The sequence below is a fragment of the Haloferax prahovense genome, assembly GCF_000723845.1.
Lineage (GTDB): Archaea > Halobacteriota > Halobacteria > Halobacteriales > Haloferacaceae > Haloferax > Haloferax prahovense.
Window position 1 is genome coordinate 2,998,531 of sequence record NZ_LK053000.1, and the last position, 14,387, is coordinate 3,012,917.

Annotated in this window: 11 protein-coding genes, 2 tRNA genes, 2 rRNA genes and 2 pseudogenes; 6 read left to right on the top strand and 11 right to left on the bottom strand. The window is 63.1% G+C overall.

Translation table 11 applies throughout. The annotated features are described in order from the left end of the window. Nucleotides 1–267, top strand: a pseudogene (locus BN984_RS19995) (DMT family transporter); the annotation flags it as partial. Here the strand turns inward: BN984_RS19995 and BN984_RS15075 are convergent. From BN984_RS15075 to BN984_RS15100, 6 genes and pseudogenes are all read right to left on the bottom strand, one after another. Beyond that, nucleotides 173–820, bottom strand: a pseudogene (locus BN984_RS15075) (class I SAM-dependent methyltransferase); the annotation flags it as partial. The pseudogenes BN984_RS19995 and BN984_RS15075 overlap by 95 nt on opposite strands. A gap of 97 nt (nt 821–917) precedes the next feature. Continuing rightward, the gene (gene queC / locus BN984_RS15080; protein ID WP_049968553.1) at nt 918–1,652 is read right to left on the bottom strand and encodes a 7-cyano-7-deazaguanine synthase QueC; all 735 of its coding nucleotides are present in this window, start codon (nt 1,650–1,652) and stop codon (nt 918–920) included. Nucleotides 1,653–1,734: 82 nt separating this feature from the next. After that, nucleotides 1,735–2,508: a 7-carboxy-7-deazaguanine synthase QueE gene (locus tag BN984_RS15085; RefSeq protein ID WP_049968554.1), complete on the bottom strand. Its 774-nt coding sequence runs from the start codon at nt 2,506–2,508 to the stop codon at nt 1,735–1,737. Further along, on the bottom strand, nt 2,508–2,984 hold the full coding sequence (locus BN984_RS15090) for a 6-pyruvoyl trahydropterin synthase family protein (protein ID WP_008093721.1): 477 nt from the start codon (nt 2,982–2,984) through the stop codon (nt 2,508–2,510). The genes BN984_RS15085 and BN984_RS15090 overlap by 1 nt, the downstream gene beginning before the upstream one ends. A 143-nt stretch (nt 2,985–3,127) precedes the next feature. Beyond that, nucleotides 3,128–3,511: an acyl-CoA thioesterase gene (locus BN984_RS15095; protein ID WP_049968555.1), complete on the bottom strand. Its 384-nt coding sequence runs from the start codon at nt 3,509–3,511 to the stop codon at nt 3,128–3,130. Between the two features lie 136 nt (nt 3,512–3,647). After that, nucleotides 3,648–3,926 carry a hypothetical protein gene (locus BN984_RS15100; protein WP_049968556.1) on the bottom strand — a complete coding sequence of 93 codons (279 nt, stop codon included), beginning with the start codon at nt 3,924–3,926 and terminating at the stop codon, nt 3,648–3,650. Nucleotides 3,927–4,095: 169 nt separating this feature from the next. On the opposite strand from BN984_RS15100, the gene BN984_RS15105 reads away from it, so the two are divergent. Further along, nucleotides 4,096–4,491, top strand: coding sequence for a 2Fe-2S iron-sulfur cluster-binding protein (locus tag BN984_RS15105; RefSeq protein WP_049968557.1), 396 nt, complete (start codon nt 4,096–4,098; stop codon nt 4,489–4,491). A 178-nt stretch (nt 4,492–4,669) separates the two neighbouring features. On the opposite strand, the gene BN984_RS15110 is transcribed toward BN984_RS15105, so the two are convergent. From BN984_RS15110 to BN984_RS15120, 3 genes are all read right to left on the bottom strand, one after another. Then, nucleotides 4,670–4,743, bottom strand: a tRNA-Tyr gene (locus BN984_RS15110). 74 nt (nt 4,744–4,817) lie between these two features. Further along, on the bottom strand, nt 4,818–6,860 hold the full coding sequence (locus BN984_RS15115; RefSeq protein WP_049968558.1) for a DEAD/DEAH box helicase: 2,043 nt from the start codon (nt 6,858–6,860) through the stop codon (nt 4,818–4,820). A gap of 80 nt (nt 6,861–6,940) precedes the next feature. Then, a complete protein-coding gene (locus BN984_RS15120; RefSeq protein ID WP_008093730.1) occupies nt 6,941–7,423 on the bottom strand; it encodes a hypothetical protein in 483 nt (160 codons plus the stop codon). Nucleotides 7,424–8,817: 1,394 nt separating this feature from the next. Here BN984_RS15120 and BN984_RS15125 point away from each other — a divergent pair. Then, complete coding sequence (locus tag BN984_RS15125; protein ID WP_008093732.1) at nt 8,818–10,023, top strand: Cdc6/Cdc18 family protein; 1,206 nt, start codon at nt 8,818–8,820, stop codon at nt 10,021–10,023. Nucleotides 10,024–10,198: 175 nt separating this feature from the next. Here the strand turns inward: BN984_RS15125 and BN984_RS15130 are convergent, their stop codons facing one another. Both BN984_RS15130 and BN984_RS15135 read right to left on the bottom strand, forming a co-directional pair. Next, nucleotides 10,199–10,981, bottom strand: coding sequence for a helix-turn-helix transcriptional regulator (locus BN984_RS15130; RefSeq protein WP_449271574.1), 783 nt, complete (start codon nt 10,979–10,981; stop codon nt 10,199–10,201). An 84-nt stretch (nt 10,982–11,065) separates the two neighbouring features. Then, on the bottom strand, nt 11,066–11,626 hold the full coding sequence (locus BN984_RS15135; RefSeq protein WP_004041616.1) for a TATA-box-binding protein: 561 nt from the start codon (nt 11,624–11,626) through the stop codon (nt 11,066–11,068). Between the two features lie 675 nt (nt 11,627–12,301). Here BN984_RS15135 and BN984_RS15140 point away from each other — a divergent pair. The 3 genes from BN984_RS15140 to BN984_RS19875 all read left to right on the top strand — a co-directional run. Then, nucleotides 12,302–13,774, top strand: a 16S ribosomal RNA gene (locus BN984_RS15140). 97 nt (nt 13,775–13,871) lie between these two features. Continuing rightward, nucleotides 13,872–13,943 (top strand) — tRNA-Ala (locus BN984_RS15145). A gap of 217 nt (nt 13,944–14,160) precedes the next feature. After that, nucleotides 14,161–14,387, top strand: a 23S ribosomal RNA gene (locus BN984_RS19875); the annotation flags it as partial.

Below are 14,387 nucleotides of genomic sequence, written 5' to 3' on the forward strand. Positions count from 1 at the left end.
GCCGCGAGCGTCACGCTCGTGCAGTCCCAACCGCTGTTCGTCGCTGTCGGCGCGTGGGCCGTCCTCGACGAGCGCGTGAGCCGCCGCACCGCCGTCGGCATCGGCGTCGCGCTCGCGGGCATGGTGCTCATGTCCGTCTCCGACTTCCTCACCGCCAGCGGCGCGCCGCGCCCGCTTCTCGGAAACGGGCTCGCGGTCGTGGGTGCCGTGACGGCCGCCGCCTACGTGTCCACGGGTCGAATTCGAGGCGTATCGCTGCGGTCTCGACCGCTTCGACCGACAGGCCCGCGGCCTCGAACCACTCGCGCCACCGCGAAACCGGGTGGAGTTCGACGTGGGTCGGGTCGCGGAGCACCTCGACGCCGTTGAGGAACTCGGCGAGGGTCGCGTCCTCGGGCGCGACGTTGTCCTCGAAGGCGAGGACGCCGCCGGGTTCGAGGACGCGAGCGACTTCCGCGACGAACGACTCGGGGTCGGGGAAGTGGTGCGCGGCGATTCGGCAGGCGGCCGCGTCGAAAGAATCGTCCGCGAAGGGAAGGCGCTCCGCGTCGGCGACGACGCCCGTGACGGGGTATTCGCGGACCGCGGTGGCGACCATCTCCGGGGCGGCGTCGGCCGCGACGACCGAGGGAACGCCCGCCTCGGCTATCGCGCCCGCGGTGTGGCCGGCCCCGGTCGCCACGTCGAGCGCGCGGGTCGCGCCGCGGCACCACGACGCGAGCGTCTCCCGGTCCTCGCCGAGACGGTGGACCTCGCTGTCGAAGTATGACTCGGCGGCGCTCCCGAACTGGGCGGCGGTTCGGCGTTTCTCGTCGCTCATGACCCGAGATTCGCGCAGGTCGGTGAAAAAGGGGAGCGAGGAGACAGGTAGAACGGCGGGCGGAGTCTATCCCCGTCGTCGGCGCACGGGGGCGACGCTACGCCGCGTCCGCGTCCGCGTACTCCGGGCGCTCGGCGTACGGAATCGGGTCGCGCTCGCCGAGGTTCTGGAACGCCTGCAGGCGGAACGCACAGGAGTCGCAGGTGCCGCAGGCCGGTTCCTCGGCGCGGTAGCAGGACCACGTGTGCTCGAAGGGGACGCCGAGTTCGAGGCCGCGGCGGGCGATGTCGGTCTTCGAGTCGTGGACGAACGGGACCTCCAGCGAGATAGTCGTGTCGGGCTTCGTGCCGACATCGACCATGGCCTCGAAGGCGTCGAAGAACTCGGGGCGGCAGTCGGGGTAGCCCGAGTAGTCCTCGGAGTGCGCGCCGACGAAGACGGCGTCGCAGTCGTTCGCCTCGGCGTACGAGACGGCCATCGACAGGAGGTTGGCGTTGCGGAAGGGGACGTACGAGGTTGGAATCTCGTCGGCGTCCATGTCGGCGTCGGCGACGGCCATCGAGTCGTCCGTGAGCGACGACGCGCCGATTTGCTTCAGGTGGCTCGTCTCGATGTGGAGGAAGTCGCGGGCGTCGAGTTCGTCGGCGAGCGCGCGGGCGCAGTCGAACTCCTTCGACTCGGTCTTCTGGCCGTAGGAGGTGTGGAGCGCGTAGAGTTCGTAGCCGCGTTCCTTGGCCTCGTAGGCGGTCGTCGCGCTGTCCATGCCGCCGGAGAGGAGGACGACGGCGCGCTTTTCGTCGGACGTGGTGCCGGTATCGGTCTCGGTAGTCATCGTTGTCGTGGAATGGTTCGGGGTGCGTTCGGAGTGTATTCGGGGTTCGTTCGGAGTGCGTTCAGAGTGTTTTCGGAGGTACTCAGGTCTCGGGCGCGTCGTTCCAGAGGTCGACGTGGAGTCTCGGCGTGTAGCGGTAGCCGAACGCCGCGGCGAGGTCGGCGACCTCGGTCCGGGTTCGGACGAGTTGCTCGCGGGTCTGTCCCTCGGGCATGAGCAACACGTCGCTGTCGCGGATTTCGCGGGCCGCGACGCCGCGCACGTCGGCGACGAGCGACTCGATTTCGTCGATGTCGTCGCGGCCGGTGACGACGAACTTCAGTTGGAAGTCCGCGGCGTGTTCGACCAGCGAGGCGAGCGCGTCGAGGTCGACGCGGGCGTTCTCGTGTCGCTCGGTCCAGACGCCGGGGTCTACGTCGGCCGGGGCATTGTCGGGCGTCGGCGTCGACGACGCGAGTTTCGGGCTGATGCTCGCGAGGTCAACCGGCGCGTCGGTTTCGAGCGTCCCGTTCGTCTCGACGGTCAGGTGGTAGTCGTCGGCGAGCGCCGACAGGAGCGCGTCGGTCTCGGCGTGGACGAGCGGTTCGCCGCCGGTGACGACCACGTGATCGGGAGAGCGCGACTCGACCTCGGCGACGATTTCGTCGAGGGTCATCCACGCGTGAGTCGGCTCCCACGAGGTGTGAAACGAGTCGCAGAACCAACAGCGAAGGTTACAGCCGCTGGTGCGGACGAACGTGCTCGGAACGCCGGCGAGTTTGCCTTCGCCCTGAAGCGACGCGAACAGCTCGTTTATCGGGAGGCGGTCGCCCTCGGCGTCGGTGTCGTCGCGGGCGACGGTATCGGAGACGGGCATCAGAAGCCGGCGCAGAGTTCCGAGGTTTCGCTGACCGAGACCGAAACCTCGGAGACGGTGTCGGGAAGCGCCGACAGGAGCTTCTCTTCGAGCACGACGGCCATCACCTCGGCCGTCGGCGGCGCGTCGAGGACGACCGTCCCGTCGGCGTCGCCGGAGCGCTCGAACGCCTCGACCAGCGGGTCGCCCGACTCGACGAGGAAGCGGTGGTCCCACTCGTCGATGACGTCGGTCACGACGCCCTTGTCGACGACCCAGCCCTCGTCCGTGAGGTCGCCGACGACGCGAACCGAAATCTCGTAGTTGTGCCCGTGCGGGCGGCTACACTTGCCGTCGTGGTGGAGGAGGCGGTGGCCGGCGCTGATGCGGATGGGCCGGTCGCGACCGATGTGGAGGACGCGCTCGCCTGCTCGGGACAGCGGGGTCTCGTCGTCGGCTTCCGCCGACCGTGCGTGCTCTAGTGTTCCCCGAGGCATACTCGGGGATTATCACGAGAGTATTTAATTCTCCTGTCTCGGCACTGTGGGTCGAATTCAGCGACTCACGAGCCGCGGACCGCCCGGAAAAAGGAACCATCCCGGCGGTAGATGACCGCCGACGACGAGACGAGTGGACCGAGCTACGGTTGGTTCGCGATTGCCTCGCGCCACTGGTCGGGGACGCGGGTCGGGCGGCCCTCACCGTCCATGGCGACCTGGACCGTCTCCCCGGTGGCGACGACCTCGCCCTCGTAGGAGAGCGTGTAGTAGATGGGGAAGCTCTTGCCGCCGGGCTCGCCGGCTTCAACCTCCACCTCGACGGTACCGACGCCCTCGATGGGGGCGCGATAGTCGAGTTCGAGGTGTGCGACGACGATGTGTGGGTCGGAAAGCGGCGTGTCCATCACTTCCTCGAAGAAGCGGACCCGGGACTGCTCGCAGTAGGTCGCGTAGACGGCGTTGTTCACGTGTCCGAACGAGTCGTGGTCGCGGAACCGGACTTCCACCTCGGCGACGAAGCTCATTGCGGTGCGCGACACAGGCGAGAAGTATAGCACCGACGGTTTGTCTCCGGTGGACCCGGTGAACGAGAGGCGGACGAGAAGACGAGTGAGAAGACAGCGGGGCGAGTGAGGGGAAGGAGACGGGACCGCAGACGCCTCAGTTCGCCGTCCGAGCCGACTGGTCCGCCGGAGCGGACTGCCGACCGTGGAGTGCGACGGCCTTCCAGACGTTCGAGCGCGAGCCGGCGCGGACCATCTCGACCGGAACGCGAGCGCCTGCGGAGAGGGACGCCAGGGTGTCGCGGATGCGCTTTGACTCGTAGGCCACGAGGTGGCGCGTTTCGTTCGTCTCGTGCAGTTCGACCGTCATCGTCTCGTGGTCGTTCATCTCGACGCGGACGTTCACCAACACCGGCGCGGACGCGAGGGTCACCATCACGCTCACCTACGAATCCGCCCGGCATAAGCCGTTATAATACTGATATCTTCGGATATGGACTCTACATAGACGGCTGGAACCCACCGGAGAGGCGTCAGTGAGTCCACTGGGCGAGGAGCCAACCAGAGGAGTACACCCATGTCGAGTCGGGCCTAACGACCGACAGATGAGCGACCGTGAGTCTCACCCCGAACGCGACCCGGCTGACTCGACCGCCACGGTCCGCGTCCGCGGTGGCGACCCCGACGACGAACGGGACAGCGACACCGACGGCGGCCGTGTCACCGAGGTCAGCGTCGAACGCGGGACCGTCCTCCGCGATGCGCTTCTCGACGCCGGTCTCTCACCGTACACACGGCTCACGAAGCGGGCGAACTGCGGCGGGCGCGGCCTCTGTGCCACGTGCGGCGTCCGGATTCGTTCGAGCGAACCGACGGCCGACCACTGGCACGACGACCTCGCGGCGCGGTTCGGCTACCCGCGGCTCGCCTGTCAGATTCGCGTCGACGAGCCGATGACCGTCGAGCTGGTCGAGAAGACGGTGTGGGGTGGGCGGGAATAGGTGGCTGGTGTCGGGTGGGCGAGAGTGAGGATGTGAACCGACCAGTACGAGAGAAGACGGTCCGCCCTCCCCGATTTGAACTCACTCGCAACGCTCCGCGTTGCTCGCTGCTCAAATCGGGTCGAGGAGTCCCTCACATGCAACACGGCTCGCTGCGCTCGCGGGTGTTGAAGTTCAGTCCGCTCTCCCCGATTTGAACGGGGGACAAGCCGATCTACAGTCGGCTGCTCTGCCAGGCTGAGCTAAGAGCGGTCAAGAGAATCTCAATCTACGGTTAGACTTAAGAATTCTCATTCCGGGCGGCCAAGCGCCCGACGACGGTGCGGTTACTCGTCGGGCATCGTCGACTCGGAACCGTCCGCAGACGCTGAGTGCTCGCCATCTGAGTCGGGGTCACCGTCACTCGCCTCGGTGTCGAGGTCGTCAGAACTCGTCTCGCGGACGCGAATCCCCTTTCCGGCGAGGTGTTGCATCTGTCGCTGGGCGAAGTCCTCCTCGCTGGTCCCGCGGGTGGCGAGCACGTAGACGAGTGCGCTCCCCGTCGGACGCATGGTTCGACCGGCGCGCTGGGAGCCTTGCCGACGAGAGCCTCCGAGGCCGGAGGCGACGATTGCGAGCCCGGCGTTCGGGAGGTCGATACCCTCGTCGCCGATGCGGGAGATGACGAGCGTGTCGAGGTCACCGTCGCGGAACGCCTCGAAGTACGCCTCGCGGCGGTGGTGACGGGTCTCACCGCTGACGAAGGGTACGTCGAGCGCCTCGGAAATCGCCTCGCCCTGGTCGAGATAGTCGACGAAGACGAGCGTCTTCGAGTCGGCGTGGCGGGCGCGGAGCCGACGAATCTCGAATACCTTTCCGGGGTTCATCGCGGCGAGCATGTGCCGCTCGCGGCCGTCGCTGGAGGCCCACTCGTTTCTGGCCATATCGTCGCCCCAGCCCACGTAGCGAATCTCGACTTCCGGCTCCTGAACGTAGCCGGCGTCGAAGAGCTTCCCCCAGTCGGTCCCGATAGGCGGACCGATGAGCGTGAAAATCTCGGCCTCCTTGTCGTCCTCGCGGATGGGCGTCGCCGACAGCCCGAGGCGGTGTTTAGACTGGAGGTCGGCGCTCCGCTGGAAGACGCGACTCGGGATGTGGTGGGCCTCGTCGTAGATGATGAGCCCCCAGCGACGCGAGTCGAAAAGCGACCGGTGGCGGTCCATCCCGGCGGTCTGGTAGGTCGCGATGGTGACGGGTCGAATCTCCTTCGCGCCGCCGTGGTACTCGCCGATTTGGTCGGCGTCGAGGTCGGTCGTCGAGAGGAGTTCCTCGCGCCACTGGCGGGCGAGTTCGCGGCTCGGGACGAGAACGAGCGTCTCGCCGCCGACCGCGGCGAGCGCGCCGATACCGGCGATGGTCTTCCCCGCACCGGGCGGGCCGACGAGGACGCCCGCGCGCTGGTTGACGAAGCGGTCGACCCAGTCTCGCTGGTAGTCGCGGAGGTCGACGTGAAGCGAGACGTCGAGTTCCTCGCCCTCTTCGAGGTCGCGGTCGTCCTCGACGGGGTACCCCGCGTCGTAGAGGATGCGCTTTATCGCCGCGATTTCCTCGTCTCTGACCCACGCCTCCGTGTCCGAGATGGGCGCGTAGACGTGGTCGTCGTCGAGTTTCTGGAGCGCGACGTTTCCCATGAGGCTCTCCGTGGCCGCTCCGAGGACGGTGTACCCCTCCTCGTGGGAGTAGAGGCGGAACTGGTGGGCGCGCTTCCACTGGTCTTCGACCCACGCTTCGAGGTGCGGCGACCGCTCGGGGAGGACCGACCGGAGCATCGAGAGGAGCGAGTCGACATCGTCGAAGGGCGCTTGCCACACGTCTTCCTGCCGGATTCGATAGAGGTAGCCTCGGCCTCTTCCCTCGCGGTCGCCGGTGGTATCGACGAGGTGCGCGAACTGGGAGAGTCGCGCCCGCGTGTACTGGGTCGGGTTGTCGACGACGATTTCGCGGCGCTTCGGGAAGAGGACGACCCGCTCCCGCGAGGCGAGTTCGCCCCACTCGGTCGGATACCAGACGGTCGGGTCGGTCTCGACGTTCACCCGCTGGACCCGACCGGCATCCGCGAGAGCGTCGAGTCCGTCCATCGCGTCCGCCTGCGAGACGCCGAGACGCCGCGCGACCTGCTGGGCGGTCACGACGGGTCGGCCCTCTGATTCGAGCGCCTCGTAGAACGACGCGAGCGAGACGCCGTCGTCGCCCTCGCTCGTCACCTCGGCGGCGGTTGGCGACGCGTCGGTCGCGTCTGCCAGTCGGTCGAGCACGTCTGCGGAGGCGTCGGCCTCGTCGGCCTCGGCGTCTCCGTCGGGAGGACTCGGGTCCTCGTCCTCGGCAGTCATCGAAGGCGGGTACGGCCGCGACGGGGAAACGGCTTGCGACACCGAGAGCGACTCGCACTATCGAGAACGAGGCGGTTCGCCTATCGGGACGTACTCGACTGCGCCGGAGCCATCCGGTCGAACACGGACCTGAAGTCGTCGCTGACGGTCAGGAACTCCGGGAACTCCTCGAGCGTCCGGACGCCGTCGAGGTAGACGTATTCGACCGGTTCGGGCGGAATTTCCTCGAACACCTGAACCGGACCGCGTTCGGTGAGGCCGACGAACGGCCGTCCCTCGGGGTCGGTCTGCGGAGTCAGTTCGTGTTCGAGGTACAGTTTCGCCATCGCGAGCGCGCTCGCGAGCGGGACCTGTCCGGGGGTCAACTGCCACGTGACCCCGCGGTCTTCGTAGTGGACGGTGGTCACGTAACCGTCGTCGAACCGGAAGCAGTCGACTCGTTCTCCCGAACGAGACCACCGCGTCTCCGTCGAACGGGATCGCTCGAGGGACCACTCTCGGTCGTCCCTTCGGCCCGACACGGCTTCGCTGAGGCGCACCCACACGCGACTGAGCGCACGCATACGGTATCGGTTCGTTCCCCTGGGTAATTGCATTGACGCCACGCTATCGACACAGTCCGTCGCGGGAGAACGTTCCGAGCGTGGGCGAACCGGGGTGCGCGTGAGTCGCATGCACACCTCGTTTCCGGTGAACGGGAGGACGAGACTCGAGTTGCAGACCTCGACAAAAGTCGGCGACGGCAGTCGGTCGGCACCGGTCAGTCACCGACCCGTTCCCGCGGGAAGTACCACACCTCGCTTCCGGTGAATCGCAACTCCGCGTGAGACGGTCAGAGACACCACGTTTCCGGTGAATTGGTCGAAATATACGAGGCCGAAATCCGACCCCGACGGCGAGGATATCTCGAACTGCGAGTGTTGGGACCGCCGGTCGAGACCGACGGCTGAACGTCGCGTCGACTGAACGGGGAGCCGTTGCAGCGGTGGTCCCGCTTCGGAGTCAGCCGATTCCCGAGTCAGCCGCTGCCAACCGACCGAGCGGAGAACGTAGCAGCGCTGACAGACACCACGTTTCCGGTGAAATACGACACGGTGGGGGGAGGCAGTAATCACGTCGGAATCGGTGTCGGCTCGCCGGCGAGCTACGAGAACGGAGTCACGCGCACACCACGTTTCCGATGAACTGGCCCGAGCGTCTCTCGGTGGGGAACGCGCCGAACAGCGGCCGTTGACGCCCGTGCCTTCTCCGTAGTTTTCGGCCTGAACTGAATCGGTCCACTTATTACCAACACACCACGTTTCCGGTGAAATACGACGTGAGAGGCGCGCTACTATCTATATCAACTCGAACCCCCGGAACGGTGTGAGACACCACATTTCCGGTGAGCGAGTGGGCTGTGTCAACTACCGACGGTCAACTGACCACTTTCTCTGGGTCGGTGGCACTGGAGCCCACGTATAACAACAATTAAATAGTTTATTTGTGTTACCGACCATTGATACACTCGCAAACAAGAATATACTCGATCCTCGAGTATTGGTCGACCCGAACGATACGTCTCGAGGCACGTGTTCTCGGTGTTCTAACCGCTCCTAACGGTGCTCGCGGGTCTCTGAGATCCTGTGCTACTGGTCGTATCGACGGTTACCGCGGGCGACGTTCATTGAGTTCTGTTACGACGACAACGAGCACGTTCAGCGTGGCTACCACCGGTATTGTCGGACTCTCGGACCTCGTCTTCGTTTTCGTCCTCGTTACTGGACGAGAGACGAGCCGAGATTCCTCGACCCTCGCTGGGTCAGGTAGACTCCCTCACACCGTGTTTCCGGTGAATCAATACCTCCGTTTCGTGTGGACGGGAAACCGGGGTTCGTGGTCGTTCACCGGAAACGTGGTGTGTGTGTGCTGCGTCGAATGGTAAGTCCTTTCACCGGAAACGTGGTGTGTTGCGAACATGCCTAACGCCAGCGACGACCTCTTCACCCGGGAGGACCCCATCTTCGCCAACAAGGAGTTGTTGGAGATAAACCACCTCCCGGGGGAGGGTCGCATCGTCGGTCGCGACGACGAGATCTCGGATCTCGCGACCGCGGTGAACCCCGCCATCTTCGGACAGAGCCCGAGCAACGTCCTTATCTACGGGAAAACGGGGACGGGGAAATCGCTCTGTGCGAAGTACGTCTCCCAGCGACTCGTCGAGACGGCTGAAGAAGAGGGAGTGAAAGCGACGTTCGCCTATGTTGATTGCGCGCAGGACACGACCGAGACGCAGGCCGTCCAGACTATCGCCGATAGCGTCAACGACACCGCAATTACCGGAATCAAAGTCCCCGACAAGGGACTCTCGACGTCGACGTACTACAAACGACTGTGGCGTATCCTCGATTCGCTGTACGACGTCGTCCTCATCATCCTCGACGAAATCGACAAACTGAGCGACGACGACATCCTCATGCAGCTCTCGCGAGCGGGAGAGGCCGGCAAAATCGCCGGCTGTAAGCTCGGCGTCATCGGAATCAGCAACAAGATTCAGTACAAAGACCGGATGGACGAGCGGGTGAAATCCAGCCTCTGCGAGCGCGAATTCGTCTTCCCGCCGTACGATGCGAACCAACTTCGCGACATCATGGACGCGCGGAGCGACGCGTTCCGTGACGGTGTGTTGGACCCGTCGACGATTCCACGGGCCGCGGCGCTCGCCGCCCGCGAGCACGGGGACGCGCGGAAGGCTATCGACATCCTGCGATACGCGGGTGAGATTGCCCAATCTATGGGGGCGAGCACGGTCAGAGAGAACTTCGTCACGCAGGCGCGACAGCGCGCGGAGACCGACCGCTTCCGCGAGTTGATTCGCGGGTCGACGCCGCACTCTCGCTACGTGTTACAAGCGCTGGCGATCCTCTCGCTTTCGAACCAACAGCAGGACGGCTTCCGGACGAGTCGCGTCTACGAGGTTTACGAGAACATCTGTCGGCAGCAGGGTTCTGATAGCCTGTCGCTTCGGCGGGTCCGCGACCTGCTGAAAGAACACGCCTTTCTCGATATCATCGAACAGTCGAAACACAGCGGCGGAAGTGCGGAAGGGAGCTACACTAAACACCAACTGCTCGAAGATCCGGACGTAGTCAAAGACGTTCTCATCGAGAACACGGACACCTGACGGGGAATCAGGGGACCGACCGAAAGCACGTAAGGGCCGAATCGCCTAGTGGGGGACGCTGCACCGCTGCAAGTACACCTCTGTCGAGCGACCTCTTATATTTTATTGCAGTGGCATGTGATTGGAATTATCACGTGTGACCGGATCGGTCACACCACCGGTTGTCGAGGGCGAGTCACGATTCGAGTTGTTCGAGCGGGACTGATGTCGAACAGACGGATTCGTACAGGCTCTCGACCCACGAGACGACCTCCGGGGCGTCACCATCGACGAGGGCCGTCAGGTTACCGTGTTTGTCGTAGGCGGAGACGGCCCCGTGGCCGTCGACCAGTAGGAGGCCGAAGTCGAGGTCCTCGTCGGTGACCCGGAGTTCGAACTGGTCGAGGTCCTGTGCGCGCTCGAATGACTCGGGGTAGGCGTCCATCGACCGTTCGAGGACGTCGCGGTCGACGACGAGCTCCATCCGCGTGTCCGGGCCCAATACGTCTTTAGCCGACTCGTTGAACACCCGACTCACGATGGGCGTGACACCGCGGAAGCGGTCGACCGGCTCGTTTCCGACGATGGTCAGGTATCTGTTGAGCGGTGCGTGAGGGTCGTTGTCGGCAGCGGTGGTGATGTTCATCTGGCTGAGGACGCCGGACGGTGCGCCCTCACATATTTCCGCGGCGTTCGCCAGGAACTCGCTCATCCGATCGGCGCACTCGACCGTACCGATGAACTCCGCGTACTGGTCGTGGACCATTACGCCACCCGCGGTGAGATGATAGAACCCATCGGTCTTTTTGACCCACCCGCGGTCACAAAACCCTGCGAGTGTCCGCTGTGCCGTCTCCCTCGCACAGTCACAGCTGTCTGCGAGGTCAGTTGGTCGACGCGGCTCGACTGCCAGCGCTTGGAGAATAGCCTCCCTGCTTTGCGACCCGACGAGGAACGCAACGTCCTCCCGCGCACTCATGTGCCATCCGTTGGACTGTTCTGTATTTTACACTTGCGGGTGTTCAGGTCCGTACGCGGCGAAAAATCGATAGTTCGGGAGCGTCTATCCGAGCAGTCCGAGTGCGTCGATGCGCTCGACGATCTCTTCGACCGCGGTCTCCGCGTCGTCGGTCCGCTTTCCGCCGGTAATGACGATTTTCCCGGAACCGAAAAGCAGGATGACGACCTTCGGCTCGTCCATCCGATAGACGAGGCCGGGGAACTGCTCGGGCTCGTACTCGACGTCTTCGAGGCCGAGACCGATAGCCAGCGCGTTCAGGTTCAGGTTGTGTCCGAGGTCCGCGCTGGAGACGATGTTCTGGACGGTTATTTCTGGCTCGTCATCGACGGGAATCTTCAGCTCGCGGAGCTTGTCGAAGATGATTCCGAGTGCGTCGTGCACGTCGTCGATACTCTTTGCGCCCGTGCACACGATCTTCCCCGAGCGGAAGATGAGCGCAGCGGCTTTCGGGTCCTGGGTGCGATAGACAAGGCCCGGGAAGTTGTCCGGGTTGAAATCTGCACCGGGGAGGTCGTCGGCGAGGGCTTCGAGGTCGAGCTCCTGACCGATCCCGGTCGATGCGACTACGTTCTGAATCTCGATGGAGTCTGCCGGCCCACTCATTGCTCGCACGTGAATCGTACCTCCGGCCTTATAAAGCGACCCGTTATAAACCGACTTCAACGGGTCGATTCTATCGACACCTCGCACGCACGCGAAACTAATACATTGATTTCTCGCTCAGTCTAATTGATGTCACAATTGACCGCGCGTGAAGTTATGGCACGCCTCGTGTCTATTTTTCTCACAGAGCCACTAAATCAACGGGGTTAAATGTATCCCCGGCATTCGGATTAATGCGAAGAAGCGCACGGGGGTACTCCCCCCGAAAGCTTCCACCGAACGCCCCGACCCCAAGGTCGTCAGGCGCTCACCGGGATGACACACCTTCCCGGGGGCCGCCACGATACGACGGCCTTAAGTGGTCCAAGGCATTTCGGATGAATGCGAACGACACACCGCGATTGCAGGGCGATTCAACGCGTCCTGCCTCACCGGACCAGAACCCACGGAGGTTCGAAGGGTTTATACCCACGAATCGCCTCGGTTCAGGTCCGAAGGAAATGAGGATTCCGCCCCTGCGGTACGCCGCAAGACGGTATCTGATGTTAGCCCTAGTAGTTCGGTGACATCCGAACGGATGTCATACGAACTCGGACCTTTGAACGGTGATTTGACAGCATATCGCTGCCATTCACCCGCCAAAACCCCGCGACCAGGTTTAAATGGTCGCGACCCATTCCGGTTGATCCTGCCGGAGGTCATTGCTATTGGGGTCCGATTTAGCCATGCTAGTTGCACGAGTTCATACTCGTGGCGAAAAGCTCAGTAACACGTGGCCAAACTACCCTACAGAGAACGATAACCTCGGGAAACTGAGGCTAATAGTTCATACGGGAGTCATGCTGGAATGCCGACTCCCCGAAACGCTCAGGCGCTGTAGGATGTGGCTGCGGCCGATTAGGTAGACGGTGGGGTAACGGCCCACCGTGCCGATAATCGGTACGGGTTGTGAGAGCAAGAGCCCGGAGACGGAATCTGAGACAAGATTCCGGGCCCTACGGGGCGCAGCAGGCGCGAAACCTTTACACTGCACGCAAGTGCGATAAGGGGACCCCAAGTGCGAGGGCATATAGTCCTCGCTTTTCTCGACTGTAAGGCGGTCGAGGAATAAGAGCTGGGCAAGACCGGTGCCAGCCGCCGCGGTAATACCGGCAGCTCAAGTGATGACCGATATTATTGGGCCTAAAGCGTCCGTAGCCGGCCACGAAGGTTCATCGGGAAATCCGCCAGCTCAACTGGCGGGCGTCCGGTGAAAACCACGTGGCTTGGGACCGGAAGGCTCGAGGGGTACGTCCGGGGTAGGAGTGAAATCCCGTAATCCTGGACGGACCACCGATGGCGAAAGCACCTCGAGAAGACGGATCCGACGGTGAGGGACGAAAGCTAGGGTCTCGAACCGGATTAGATACCCGGGTAGTCCTAGCTGTAAACGATGCTCGCTAGGTGTGACACAGGCTACGAGCCTGTGTTGTGCCGTAGGGAAGCCGAGAAGCGAGCCGCCTGGGAAGTACGTCCGCAAGGATGAAACTTAAAGGAATTGGCGGGGGAGCACTACAACCGGAGGAGCCTGCGGTTTAATTGGACTCAACGCCGGACATCTCACCAGCTCCGACTATAGTGATGACGGTCAGGTTGATGACCTTACCACGACGCTATAGAGAGGAGGTGCATGGCCGCCGTCAGCTCGTACCGTGAGGCGTCCTGTTAAGTCAGGCAACGAGCGAGACCCGCACTTCTAATTGCCAGCAGCAGTTTCGACTGGCTGGGTACATTAGAAGGACTGCCGCTGCTAAAGCGGAGGAAGGAACGGGCAACGGTAGGTCAGTATGCCCCGAATGAGCTGGGCTACACGCGGGCTACAATGGTCGAGACAATGGGTTGCTATCTCGAAAGAGAACGCTAATCTCCTAAACTCGATCGTAGTTCGGATTGAGGGCTGAAACTCGCCCTCATGAAGCTGGATTCGGTAGTAATCGCATTTCAATAGAGTGCGGTGAATACGTCCCTGCTCCTTGCACACACCGCCCGTCAAAGCACCCGAGTGAGGTCCGGATGAGGCCACCACACGGTGGTCGAATCTGGGCTTCGCAAGGGGGCTTAAGTCGTAACAAGGTAGCCGTAGGGGAATCTGCGGCTGGATCACCTCCTAACGACCGAGACCACCCCGACGGGGTGGCTCACACGCGATCTTCCGAGTTCACCAATGACACCCGTTCGGACACCTTAGAACTACTAGGGCTAACACGGGCCCATAGCTCAGTGGTAGAGTGCCTCCTTTGCAAGGAGGATGCCCAGGGTTCGAATCCCTGTGGGTCCATGGTAAGCAGTACTCCACTCCGAAACGATCGTGCCCCTTAAGTGTGGCAAGACGTTTCGAATGAATGGATACTGACGACAGATGCACCATCCCGCGCAAGCGAGGTTGGGAAGGGTCGAAAATTCGCCTCGGGTCGTCACCGAGGGGATTTGATGAAACCGTGTGTACGTGCAATCCAGGCGTCCACTGGACCCGTTCTCCGGGTCACAGTGACTATATCAACTGGCTACTGTGCCAGCTGGTGGATAGCTCGGCTCGAGAGCCGATGACGGACGTGCCAAGCTGCGATAAGCCTCAGGGACCCGCATGGAGGGAAAGAACTGAGGATCTCCGAATGGGAATCCCCACGCAATTGCCTTGCGCAATGGGGAACGTTCCGAATTGAAACATCTTAGTAGGAACAGGAAAAGAAAGCAATCCGCGATGTCGTTAGTAACGGCGAGT

Excerpts from the sequence above, each read along its gene's own strand:
- BN984_RS15125 (WP_008093732.1), top strand. The coding sequence starts at position 8,818 with ATGCCTAACGCCAGCGACGACCTCTTCACCCGGGAGGACCCCATCTTC.
- BN984_RS15085 (WP_049968554.1), bottom strand. The coding sequence starts at position 2,508 with ATGCCCGTCTCCGATACCGTCGCCCGCGACGACACCGACGCCGAGGGC.
- BN984_RS15100 (WP_049968556.1), bottom strand. The coding sequence starts at position 3,926 with ATGGTGACCCTCGCGTCCGCGCCGGTGTTGGTGAACGTCCGCGTCGAG.
- BN984_RS15090 (WP_008093721.1), bottom strand. The coding sequence starts at position 2,984 with ATGCCTCGGGGAACACTAGAGCACGCACGGTCGGCGGAAGCCGACGAC.
- BN984_RS15115 (WP_049968558.1), bottom strand. The coding sequence starts at position 6,860 with ATGACTGCCGAGGACGAGGACCCGAGTCCTCCCGACGGAGACGCCGAG.
- BN984_RS15120 (WP_008093730.1), bottom strand. The coding sequence starts at position 7,423 with ATGCGTGCGCTCAGTCGCGTGTGGGTGCGCCTCAGCGAAGCCGTGTCG.
- BN984_RS15130 (WP_449271574.1), bottom strand. The coding sequence starts at position 10,981 with ATGAGTGCGCGGGAGGACGTTGCGTTCCTCGTCGGGTCGCAAAGCAGG.
- BN984_RS15105 (WP_049968557.1), top strand. The coding sequence starts at position 4,096 with ATGAGCGACCGTGAGTCTCACCCCGAACGCGACCCGGCTGACTCGACC.
- queC (WP_049968553.1), bottom strand. The coding sequence starts at position 1,652 with ATGACTACCGAGACCGATACCGGCACCACGTCCGACGAAAAGCGCGCC.
- BN984_RS15095 (WP_049968555.1), bottom strand. The coding sequence starts at position 3,511 with ATGAGCTTCGTCGCCGAGGTGGAAGTCCGGTTCCGCGACCACGACTCG.
- BN984_RS15135 (WP_004041616.1), bottom strand. The coding sequence starts at position 11,626 with ATGAGTGGGCCGGCAGACTCCATCGAGATTCAGAACGTAGTCGCATCG.